This is a genomic window from Bacillus sp. FJAT-26390, from assembly GCF_001682865.1.
Taxonomy (GTDB): domain Bacteria; phylum Bacillota; class Bacilli; order Paenibacillales; family Paenibacillaceae; genus Pristimantibacillus.
Genome location: NZ_MAQX01000022.1, coordinates 613,749 through 625,481, shown reverse-complemented (window position 1 = coordinate 625,481; position 11,733 = coordinate 613,749). Strand labels below are relative to the sequence as shown.

The 11,733-nt window shown below is 53.5% G+C and carries 7 protein-coding genes; all 7 read right to left on the bottom strand.

Features of this window, described 5'->3' with window-relative positions; translation table 11 throughout:
* Positions 1 to 3: 3 nt before the first annotated feature.
* Positions 4 to 1,044 carry a glycoside hydrolase family protein gene (locus A7975_RS19825; RefSeq protein WP_218061021.1) on the bottom strand — a complete coding sequence of 347 codons (1,041 nt, stop codon included), beginning with the start codon at positions 1,042 to 1,044 and terminating at the stop codon, positions 4 to 6.
* A 5-nt stretch (positions 1,045 to 1,049) separates the two neighbouring features.
* Positions 1,050 to 2,276, bottom strand: a complete 1,227-nt coding sequence (locus tag A7975_RS19820; protein ID WP_065386225.1) for a hypothetical protein — start codon at positions 2,274 to 2,276, stop codon at positions 1,050 to 1,052.
* Between the two features lie 23 nt (positions 2,277 to 2,299).
* Positions 2,300 to 4,513: an alpha-galactosidase gene (locus A7975_RS19815; protein ID WP_065386224.1), complete on the bottom strand. Its 2,214-nt coding sequence runs from the start codon at positions 4,511 to 4,513 to the stop codon at positions 2,300 to 2,302.
* A gap of 34 nt (positions 4,514 to 4,547) precedes the next feature.
* Complete coding sequence (locus A7975_RS19810; protein WP_065386223.1) at positions 4,548 to 6,131, bottom strand: extracellular solute-binding protein; 1,584 nt, start codon at positions 6,129 to 6,131, stop codon at positions 4,548 to 4,550.
* On the bottom strand, positions 6,131 to 8,413 hold the full coding sequence (locus A7975_RS19805) for a hypothetical protein (protein ID WP_255314372.1): 2,283 nt from the start codon (positions 8,411 to 8,413) through the stop codon (positions 6,131 to 6,133). The genes A7975_RS19810 and A7975_RS19805 overlap by 1 nt, the downstream gene beginning before the upstream one ends.
* 359 nt (positions 8,414 to 8,772) lie before the next feature.
* On the bottom strand, positions 8,773 to 10,599 hold the full coding sequence (locus A7975_RS19800) for a sensor histidine kinase (protein WP_065386222.1): 1,827 nt from the start codon (positions 10,597 to 10,599) through the stop codon (positions 8,773 to 8,775).
* Position 10,600: 1 nt separating this feature from the next.
* Entirely contained in the window at positions 10,601 to 11,620 is a 1,020-nt protein-coding gene (locus tag A7975_RS19795; protein WP_065386221.1) for a response regulator transcription factor, read from the bottom strand.
* Positions 11,621 to 11,733 lie beyond the last annotated feature (113 nt).

Below are 11,733 nucleotides of genomic sequence, written 5' to 3'. Positions count from 1 at the left end.
CGCTTATTCTCCTTCCGATTCCGCTAGCGGAATGACCATATTCCAAGTTTGGGAAGCTTTCTGAAATCCGCCCGGCCCATCAGCCGCAGCCGCGAATAAATGGGTTGGCTTGCCGTTTTGAAACAATAGAAACGGACGCTCCATGCTTCCCATGGTCTGAACCGTTCCATCATCCCAGCGGACGGTGCGCGAGTAGGCTTGCGGCTGCTCGGACAGCGCCCATTGCAGGCCATCCTTGGAGGAGGCTTGTATGCCGCCATGCTTCTCACCGCCGAGCGTGCCGTCCATATCCTTCGCAATAAGCGAATACCCTTCCTCCGTTTGCCATATGAACGGGTCCTCAATATGGAACTCAGCAGGCGGGAATACAGGGTCCTCTGACATCACCTTGTAAGGCCCGCTCCAATGCTCCGCCTCGGCAACTCCGATCGTCATTTGGCCAAAATCATTGCCTTCATGCCGCCGGGCCTTGTAGATAAGCAGCACTGAGCCGTCTTCCCTAACGCACGGTGCCGGATTCGAAGTCAAATAGCTGTCGAAGCGGCCGGGACGAGTCGGCAGCAGCGGAGCATCGCTCCTCCTCCACGGACCGAATACGCTATCCGAAACCGCAAGTCCCACCCTCTTGTTCGAACGGGCAACGATGGTTCGCGGATCGCCAAGGCCGCATTCCATGCCGGGAACCGGCTCAGGCAAAGGATGCGTGGTGCCCATATAATAGAGAAGATAGACGCCGTTATGCTTGACGATATGCGGATTATGCGTGCTGCGCCCATCCCAATATTCCGCGCCTCTTGCCGGAAGCACGATTTCCTGAAAAACATAAGGCCCTTCCGGCGTATCGGATACTGCCCTTACGATTTCGGAGGCTAACAGCCAGCCCGGATGCATGGGCACCGTCATCGGCCATCTGGAGGCAAACATATGAAACCGGTCATCCTCACCTTTTACGACGGATCCGCACCAGACCCAGTAGCCTTCCATCTTGAAGCCGCCGCTTCTCGGAGCGGGCAGCATTCTCCCTGCAATGCTGCTTGCATGCATCACTCTCACCCCTTAGCCGTCAAATGTTTTTCCTTCATGGCGTACCGTTTGGACGCACTTTCGAACAGCCACTGCCGAGCCGTATGCAAAGCAGTCTCCTCATCGATCCATCCCGATTCCAACCGCTCCCATAGAAATTCTGCGGCCAGCTTCTTGACTAACATAATTTTGCCAAAGCTCCATTCCATGCAGCGGGCATCGGATACGATAACCGAGCTTTTGCTGGCGGGCAGCGCTTCAAGCCGGTATTGCATGCTGTCCCGGTAGGTGCTGGCACGGAAGTTGAACCACCACATGCCGCCGATATGCACATTCGGGAAATTCCAAGCCGCCTGCACCGCGTCTAGGTTATTAAGCTCAGAAGCAAGCACAAGCTCGAATGAACAGCTGTACTTCTCAAATAAAGCGGTCAGCTTCAAAATTCTTTCCGTGTCGTTTACCGGAAAAGCAGTTCCGCACCACGAACGCTCTACGCCTAGGAATAGCTGGACGAGCAAGCCGTTTTGCTCTGACGCGGCGCATACGGCATGCAGCAGCTCCATCATAATTTCGTCGCGTGTGCTGCTGTCGCTAATCGTGTATCGGATATGAGCGCTGGTTTCATATGCAGGCAGCGTCGTCATAACGCCGGGCAAGCCTGCTGCTCCATAACTGCCGAGCAATTGGCTAATCTCTGACCGCACGCCCAAAAACTCGCCGGCTGGATCTGCCGATTGCGCCACGCGGTCAACCCACTTCCCTATTGCCCCGTCTATCCGAGGTATAAGTACAGCATGCTCGCGCATCCCTTCAAATACGGCATGCTCCGGATGATTCACGACGAACCTGCGGATATTCAGCCGGTCTGCCGTTTGCTGTGCCCAGCCTTCATCCGTACTTGACCGTTTAACTGCGGCTATCGCTTCTCTGATAGATTCAGCATCCTTAATCTCAATGCGATACAGCTCCCGCATAATCGCAGTAAAAGTCCAATTCATCAACGTGCTTCTCGTTTCCTTATATGCATTCAAAAAAGCGGCGATGCGCTCTTCCTCTGGCAGCTTCTCGGCATCAGCCGGGTAACCGCCGGCTTGCAGCTCCCGGAACAGCCAGAAATAATGCGCGATTTCCCAGAAGTCGCGCGCGCTGAGACGATCACCCACCAGATGGGTATGCGTATCGAATACCGGCAGCGCCATCACATGGTTTATGAATTGTTCTTTCGTATTCCCACCATTCCCAATCGAGCTCATGCGAACCTCTCCTTTTATCTGCTTTAAGTTGTGACCCTTTTTAATCGGTAAAGCTTGCTGCGAAAATCGCCCTTCCATATCGGAAGCTTTAGTCCAACCCTCATCAGCTCGTCGCCGCCAAGCAGCTCCTCGCCGTCCTCAGGCCGATCCGCATCGTAGAGCAGATAGTCATGCTCGGAGTTAAGCCCCTGCAACCGAAGCTTCTTAAGCGGCGCGTTCGCCTCGGATAACACTTGGAAATAGCCGACCATCGCCTCGGAGCCGTCCTCCATCACGAACATCCATGCCGTATCGTTCCCATGAAACGGACTGCGAAGGCGGTAGAACTCGCCGCTCTGGATGAGGTAACGCATATCCTTGTACAAGCTGATCTGCTGCTTTACTGCTGTTTTCTCTGCCTCGGTCAGCAAAGCCGGATTCAGCTCATAACCAAAGTTGCCGGACATGGCGACATGGCCGCGCATCTCGATTGGCGTTGTCCGGTGCACCTGATGATTAGGAACGGCGGATACGTGGGCGCCCATCGCGCTGATGGGATAAACGATGCTCGTTCCGTACTGGATTTTGAGACGCTCAACCGCATCGGTGTTGTCGCTCGTCCATGTTTGCGGCATATAGTAGAGCATGCCTGGGTCGAACCTGCCGCCGCCGCCGGAGCAGCTCTCGAACAGCACATAAGGGAATGCCGAAGTGAGTCGGTCCAGCACCTCATATAATCCGAGGATGCAGCGGTGCGCAGTCTCGCGCTGCCGCTCTGGCGGAAGCAGCGCTGAGCCAACCTCCGTCATATTGCGGTTCATGTCCCATTTGACATAAGTGATCGGAGAGCTTTGCAGGACGCTGCTAATGGTCCCGATAATGTAATCCCTCACATCCTGACGGGAATAATCGAGCACCAGCTGCTGCCGCGCCTCCGTTCTCCGCCGTCCTGGCACATGAAGGCACCAGTCCGGATGGGCGCGGTACAGCTCGCTCTCCGGTGAAACCATCTCCGGCTCGAACCAAATGCCGAACTGCATGCCCAATTTGCTTACACGCTCGACTAGATTCGGCAAGCCTTTAGGCAGCTTGCGCTTGTCGACGAACCAGTCGCCAAGCGAGCTTTTGTCATTATCCCGCTTGCCGAACCAGCCGTCGTCTAACACAAACAGCTCCGCTCCAAGCTCCTTGCCCTCGCGTGCGATCTCCTCGATTTTGTCCGCGTCAAAATCAAAGTACGTCGCCTCCCAGTTGTTGAGCAGCACGGGACGCGTCCGGTCGCGGAAAGCTCCTCGGCATAAGCGCGTCCGGTACAGCTTATGATACGTCCGCGACATCGCGCCAAGCCCTTCCGACGAATACACGAGTACCGTCTCCGGTGCCTGGAACGACTCGTCTGGCTCCAAATGCCAACAGAAGTCGAATGGATTGATGCCCATTGCGACGCGGGTCGTATGAAAGGGATCAACCTCTGCCTGCGCCACAAAGCTGCCGCTGTACACGAGGCTGAAGCCGTAGGCTTCGCCCTGCACTTCGTTCGTGTCCTTCGAGAGAAGGGCAAGAAAGGGATTGAGCGAATGGCTGCTCGCTCCCCTTCTGCTCTCGATGACCGAACCGCCGGATGCGAGCGGACGACGCTCGATGTGGCGCTCTCTTGCCCATGTTCCGGGCAGCTGAAGCATGTCGAAGTCATCATGAGGAAAGTCGATGCTCATGCTAAGCGCGCGCAGCAGCTTCATCGGAGCGCCGCTTTCATTGATATAGCGAACCGAGCGGGCCACGGCGTCCAAATCGCGGAACGTCGTGTAGGTCAGAATCGCCTTCAAGCCTATGATCGGATCGATCAGAACGATTTCGAGGCTTTCTGCTTCGCTTGCCTCCACGGCATAAGTTGAAGGAAGACCGCTAAGCGCAGGCTTGCCGGCATAGATGCGGTGCGATTCATAGACAAGCTCGCTGACCGTCGTTCCGTCCTCAACCTGGACTTGATAGGCAGGAACCCGGAAGTCGCTGCCTCCGAAGCCGGGAAGCTCTTGTGGCAGCGTATCGAGCGACAGCGTCAGATCGCTTGGATCCGTCGACGGCGAGAATGAGCATCTGCGACGGATGGCGAGCAGCGCACCGGCGCTTGTGCCCCTGACTTTACCGCCCCAATGAACATGTGCGAGATATTTGTTTTTCACAAGCTGCATGATATAGCTGGATGATCGGCTTTGCAGATGGAATGTCTGCGCTGCCTCGTCATATACGATCGTCATCGTTCTCCTCCAATGCGGACGAGCTTAGCGTCCTTTATTTCCGATTTTCCGAGACAATTACGCCTTCTCCGTTGTTATACCGCTCGGTCGCATCCTTGATAATGTCGAGGCCGCCTTTCTTTTTGTACTCCTCAATTACTTTAGGCCAATCCGCGATCGGCTCCTTGCCGTAGATCATCTTTACCATGTGCTCGATAATCAGCTTCGGCCCCGTATCATCGCCGAGCGGGGATGCATCCGGATATTTTGAAAACGTCTCTAATGAAGGAGAGAAACGAACGGTTCCCAGCCCTTCCTTCGACACGACTGTATCCAGGTACATCATCATGTCACGGCCGTCTTCTGTCAGCTCTTCCTTCGCCTTGTTGTAGATCATGTCATGCACGAACCAGAACATGCCGCGGAACCGGTCCTCATCCATCGCCTCTGGCTCAGTCGGCGGCGTGTAATTGATTTTGCCGTCGCTATCCTTCGTGTAGGTATCGCCTTCAATGCCAAATGTGAAATAAATTTCCGCTTCCGGCGTCAGCATCCATTCAAAAAACTTAATAATAGCGATCGCCTTCTCTTGCGACACTTTGCTGTTGATATAGTAAGAGGTGTTCACGCTTGGGTAGAGCAAATGTCCGCCTACATTTTCCGGGCCGCGCGGCGACGGGATGATGTCGAGCTTCGCTTCAGGCACGGCGTTAATGAGCTTGCCTCGCAGCTCTGTTAGAAGCTGGGCGTTCGCTGACCACATGCCCGATCTTCCGCTTTCATTGTTCTTGCTGTAGTCGCTTGATGACAGGGAAGCAAAATCCTTCGGAATCAAACCCTCGTCGTACATCGTCTTGTACGTCTCCAGCGCTTTTGTCATATTTTCCACGTCAAAAAACTTCGGCACAACCTCGCCATTTTGCAGCTCGAACTGCGAAGGCAGCACGTCGAATGCCCCCATAACCGTATCGGCATATTTGAAATTTTCCCGCATTTGATAAGGAAACTCGACGCCGTTTTTCTTCATGGCACGCATGACGTCCAAAAACTCCTCGACCGTCCTCGGAGCCGCCAGACCCGTCTTCTCAAGCAAGTCCGTACGGATGAACAAAGCGCGGCGCGACGGATTGGAAATCCATGCCGGGATGCCGTAGATCTTGCCGTCATAGCTGGTTTCCTGCCAAGCTTCAGGTGGCACAGCCTTCATCAAATTTGGCGCATGCTCCTTTAGCAAAGCATCCAGCGGCATAAAGATACCGGACTCTACGGAGCCGGACATCCCCTTGGATGTAGCCCCGCCAACGTTCTGAACGACATCGGGAATGTCATTTGAGGCGAATAGGAGCGACATTTTGCTGGCAAAATCCTTCAAAGGGATCATTCGGATGTCCAGATCCGTATTCGTCAGCTCCTCCAGCTTGAGTACCCACTTCTCGCTGTTTATATCAGCAGACCGCTCCGCATGCTTGTTGCCGCTAGTAGCCATAGACATGGAGAAGGACGTTTTGCCGCCTGCTGCCGGGACGCTGTCGCCGCCCTTCGGCTTGTTGCCTGCCGCCTTGCCGTCCGCGCATCCTGCAGCAACTATGGCAATCAATGCGCTGATCATTGTCAACTTAAGTACTCGTTTCAATCCCATCACCTCTTCTGTATGTTTTTTAGCGCTTGCTTGCCTAGACGCTCTTCCAGCTGCTGTTTATAAAGGCTCTCGATCCTTACATGCTTGCCTTCATGCTCCCAATACGCTTCGGCGCGAGGGCGAGGGTCATACGCGGATGGCACTATGCCCGGAATCTTCGGTCCAACGTGGCCAATGGCATAGTTCTGCGCCGTTGGCGGCTGCTGGCTTGTCAGCTCGCCCTCCGTGTTCCATGTCACATAGTTTGCGCCCGCCCAGCCATGCCCGCTTCCCAGCCATACTCTGTCCCGAATCGAGATCAGACCGCTCACGCTGTCAAAAAGCCCGCCGACCGACCAGCGGTGATGCGGCTCGCTCGTGTTGTACTCCTTGGCAGATACGCTGTCGAGAAAGACGTTTGGACCGGTAACATAGCTGTCCACGATTAATGCATGCCGCGCCGTCTCGGTGTAAATCCGCTGTGCCAAACTCAGCTGTCCCATGAAATGAATCGCGTAGCGCCGTCCGCCCGTCACGATGCTGACCATATCGTACATGCTGCTGTCTTGCACCGTAATCCACTTTGCATGGCGTCCCACTTGGACGAGCGAATAGGACAAATGGCTGCCCGTCACGTTTCGTACCCAGCCGTTCTTGGCGCTGCCGAAGACGACAAACCGTTCGGCATGATTTTCGTCCGCATAATAAGGCTCTGCCGTGTCGTTATCCATAACCGTATCTATGATGCGCGGATCAAAATCACTGTCCACGCGGATGTGCTCGACGCCAACCTGCTCAATGCGGTCAGCATCCGTATATTTAAAAATTTCGCCGCCGCCCCATCTGCGTTCGATTGCATTTGAGATGGGCGCATCGACGGTAATCTCATTTCCATGGATTGCGGTAATGATTCGGTCAAAGTCGAGGTCAAACGGGGACCACTGGGTCACTCCGCCGCTTGGGCGATTATAGATATGGTCCATGCCGATCTCATGAATCCAGCGGTCATTCCCCATACGGCGGATTATAATTTGGTCTCCCGCACGGAAGGTGGATGCATCCGTTACCCGAAAGCTTCTTGCGCCGGACGGCACATAAAGATCTGCGACAGCCACTCGTGAAGCCGTGTCGATTACAGGAGCGTTTGTCCCGCCGATCTCGACCAGATTGCGCTTCATCACGCCAGTTCCGTGAATAACCGTGCCTCCCTCGCCATCGCCTTCCCCGCGCAGCACGATTCCGCCTGCCCGAATGTACAGCGTGCCGCTTACTTCGAATTTCCCTCGCTTCAGCAAAACGGCACCGCGGAAGCCTCGTTCATTTACAGGCAGCTGTTCAACGCGGTCAATCGCGGCTTGAATGCTCGCCGTATCGTCTCCCTCGCCTGGTTCAACGACTGCCTGCACCGGAACATCTGGCAGCGGCACTCCGCCGCCCATGTAGCCGGCATTAGAAAAGTCTAGCAATCTATTCCCTTTATAATCGCTGGCATAGATCATTTTGTTCTTTTTATCTAAGAAAGCGATCTGGCAATCATCTTTAGAAATGTCCTCCTGCTTCCATACTGTGAAATAGTAGGAATCATAAACCAGCCCTGCGCCTGCGCGCTCAATGGTCAAACGAAGCTCATATTCGCCCTGTTCGCTTGCCCTGCCAGGCAGCGATAGCTTGATCGTATCTCCCTTAATCAAGGAGGCCGAAGGGATTCGCTCCACAATGGTTGAGCCGTGCGTTATCAACTCTCCGCTTACTCGTCCGTTCATATTCGAGTGCAAGGTAACCTCGGGATAGAAGTCGCCTGGCTCAATAAGAGCGGGACGGCCTATTTTCGCTTCCATCGTTGGATGCGCTACCGACACATTAGAAAACACATATTCCTCTGCCTCGAACTCACTCGGATCGCTTACGCTCACCCACAGGTCGTTCGTCTTTAGACTCGCATCTCCTGCCCGAACCTCCGCATAGAGGAGAGAGGCTCCTACTTGATTAGCTGACAGCACGCCCGATGAATCAACCGAGATGTCGGCAGTTGCGGCTAAAAAAGTCTTGGTCATGCCGCCAAGGTCAACTTCCTCGCCGGACTCTAATCGGCCCTTCAGCGATAAGCTAATGAAATCGCCCTTATGCAGCTTGATTTCGCTATTGAGCCCATACTCCAAACCCTCGCTGTCTGCAAAATAAATCCGTTTCAGATGCCGCGGGGCTGCTTGCTTCGTGGCGCTCTCGTTCACTTCTGCCCCCAGCGCCAGCTTCTTTCCAATCGGCAATAGTTCCGCGAACAAAAAAAGTATCGGCAGCCTCAAACTGATTTCCCTCCCCCCATTCACGTTTCATTTCCCACCTCTCGCCGTTTATTGAAACGCCTTCATAATACCTCCGCTGTCACCACATTGACATGTCATTTCTTCACATCGAAATGTGTTTTCCTATGCTGCTTCCTTGTATTCCTCACGAAATCGTAAGAAAGCCCACCTCCGGCACAAGGAAACACAATCTAACCTTCTTAAAATACGTACCGCATGCCTACGTATGTTTGGGTGTGCAAAAAAAGCAAAAAGAGCTATAGAATCGCTTCTAAAGCTCTTTACGCCTACCAGTAATCGTGTCAGCAAACCGGAAGCCGGAAGCTAGCTAAAGCCTGCTTCCATTTAGCTGCAACAGCTTATTGCTTCCTTTTTATTTGACGCCCCTTCGGCATGAGCATCGTAATCTTCGTGCCCTGCTGCTCCTCGCTCTCGATGCGAAGGCCAAATCTGTCGTCAAAAACCATCTGGATGCGCCGGTGCACGTTCAGCACGCCGATGCCGCTTTTGTGCCCGTCATCATCCTGCTCCTCGCCGTCTGCCAATCGGTTCGCGCTTAGCTTATGGCGCAGCTCAACCAGCCGTTCACTCGTCATGCCGCAGCCGTTATCCTCGACGCTAACCCAGAAGACGTCGTTCTCCTCACCGCAATCGATGCGGATGAAGTGATATTCCTCCACGCCTTCAGGGAAGGCATGCTGAAAAACATTTTCCACGAGCGGCTGGAGCGTTAGGCGAACCATCGCATGCAGCAAATATTCAGGCTTCATTGCCACATCGATCTCGAACTCCCGGCCGATCCGGTGCTGCATCACCTTCATATAATACATGACATGCTTCAGCTCGTTCGCAACCGTAATCTCCTCCAGATTGGTCTGAACGGAATAACGCAGCATATAAGCGAGCGCCTGCACAATTTCGGCTATATCCTCGGAGTCCTGCACCGCCGCATAACAGATAATCGTTTCAAGCGTATTGTACATAAAATGCGGATTGATCTGCAGCTGCAGCGACTGGAACTCGGCGCGCTGACGCTCCATTTGAATCTCCTGATTGCTCAGCTCGACCTGAACGACCTTGTCCACGGCATCAGACAGCCGCTTGACCATGTGGTTATAGCGCAGCATCAGCTCCGCAATCTCATCGCGGTGCTTCGGAAGCGGAATCGGCACCCAATTGCCCTTCTGCGTCTCCCTCATCCCCGATTTCAGCACTTGAATCGGCTTCGTTATAGATTTTCCGAATCGATAAGCGAGAAAAATAGCGAGCAATAGCGTCAACAATCCGACGGTGAGCGTCGAGTTCCGAATATTCGTAACCGGCTTTCTCACCTCGTCCACCGGCATCGAGACGATGAGCTTCCAGCGCGAGTAATCCGACGTTCTCGCCATGTACATTCGTTTTTGACCTTCGCTGTCGTCGAAGAAGGACGCATCGCCAGCGTGCTCAAGCTTAAGGCGCACGGCATCCGTCAATACGGTGCCCTCCTTGCTGTTTTCCGGATGATAGATGATGTTCCCGTTTGCATCCGTAATGAATAAATAGCCATATTTGCCTAGATCCACGCCCTTCCAAAGGGCAGAGAGGTCTGCCGAGCGCAGCTCAATCGCAAGCAGCCCTTTAAGCTCCGGCGAGCTGTACCCGCGGATGCGGCGAACAAGCGTAACCATCTGTTTCTCCTGACCGGTCAATATGCTGCTTTTCAAAATGCTCAGTTGGCCCTGCGGGCTCGTATTGCTCATGAAATAATCCCGCTGCTTGCGGATCTCCTCAGGGGTGAATGACTGCTCGCTCGCCTCGTTGAAATAATAAACGGCGTTTCCCTTATCGCTGATCAAAGAGATGGATGCAATCTTCGGATTGCGGATGAATAGCGGGTCCGCCCCTACCTCGCGTATCGTCTTGCGGTAATAATAATAATCGTACTCCTCCCGGTCGGCCGGCAGGTCCATAAACTCCATCACATAACGAAACGTCAGCAAGGAAACCATCGACCGCTCGTAATCCTTTAAATAAAGATCGGTATGATGGACTGCGTTGCTTGCAATCTGCCCCATCTGCTTCTCGGCCATCTCGTCGAGCTCGCGGGACGATGTCGTATACGAGATGCCTACTCCGCTTAAAGTCAGACCGATAACGACAAGGAAATAGAAGAACAGCTTTGCGTACAGGCTGCGGAACCTCATCTTATTTAATCCCCAGAGCTGCCCGGTATTCGGATGGCGTAACGCCTACAAGCTTCTTGAATGTTTTCGTAAAATGCGGATAATCGTCGTACCCAACCTCCGACGCGATGTCAACGATGCGCAAATGCGGCACGGACAGCAGCTCCTTTGAACGGTCAATCCTTCTGTTAATCCGGTATTTCACGAACGTTTCATTTGTCATTTTCTTAAACAAAGAGCTGAAATAGGTAGGCGTAAGTCCAACCATCGCTGCGACCTGATCAAGCGTTATCTCCTGCGACAGCTTATTGTCGATGTAAGACTTTGCCTCTTCCATCGGATCACGGAAGTTGCCGCTTCGCACCGAAGCGAGTCCGTCCCGGATTCCGCGAAGCTCTGCCTCGAAAGCATCCAGCGCGTCCTTCACAGTGCCCGCTTGCAGGAAGCTAAGCTTCGGTTTAGGGACGAAGTTCCGCGCTTGGAAGCGCTTTAAAAGAAGGTCGCTGCAATCGCAGAGCAGCTCCTTCAACCTCGCGAGCGACAAATTCGCTGACAAGCAATACTCCCGCCAGCGTCCGCTCAGCTCATCCAGCTCGTCCGTCTGGAGCGACCAAATATGCTGCTCCATGAGATCAACCCATTCCATATATCTCGATGGCGCTATATAGCCAGCCGATTGCTTCTTGGCTAACTTGGCGAGCACCTCATGCACATCTGCTTTTGTAATCGGTTTCAAAAGATAGTGCTTTACGCCGTAATCCACGCATTTCTGGGCGTAGCTAAAGTCGTTGTAGCCTGATATGACGACCGTTTTGATATGGGGATACTGCTCATGAAGAATCCGGCATAGCTCAAGGCCGTCCAGCTTCGGCATCCGAATATCGGTGAGCACAATATCAGGCTCAAGTGTCCGAATCCGCTCGAGAGCGGCCTGTCCGTTCTCTGCGGTTGATATTTTGGTGAAAGCCGGCACATATTGCTCCGTCATCTTCGATATCCCTTTGCGAATAACGGGCTCGTCGTCTACGATAAGTACATGCATAGCTCATTCCTCCTTACCTGACTGTCACTACCTTTATCATGACGCAAAAACGGTTTTCATGAAAGGGTTATTTTTAGCAGACTTGTGTTTTTTTATGATTATTTTTCTGTTGC

Excerpts from the sequence above, each read along its gene's own strand:
- A7975_RS19825 (WP_218061021.1), bottom strand. The coding sequence starts at position 1,044 with ATGCATGCAAGCAGCATTGCAGGGAGAATGCTGCCCGCTCCGAGAAGC.
- A7975_RS19820 (WP_065386225.1), bottom strand. The coding sequence starts at position 2,276 with ATGAGCTCGATTGGGAATGGTGGGAATACGAAAGAACAATTCATAAAC.
- A7975_RS19815 (WP_065386224.1), bottom strand. The coding sequence starts at position 4,513 with ATGACGATCGTATATGACGAGGCAGCGCAGACATTCCATCTGCAAAGC.
- A7975_RS19810 (WP_065386223.1), bottom strand. The coding sequence starts at position 6,131 with ATGGGATTGAAACGAGTACTTAAGTTGACAATGATCAGCGCATTGATT.
- A7975_RS19800 (WP_065386222.1), bottom strand. The coding sequence starts at position 10,599 with ATGAGGTTCCGCAGCCTGTACGCAAAGCTGTTCTTCTATTTCCTTGTC.
- A7975_RS19795 (WP_065386221.1), bottom strand. The coding sequence starts at position 11,620 with ATGCATGTACTTATCGTAGACGACGAGCCCGTTATTCGCAAAGGGATA.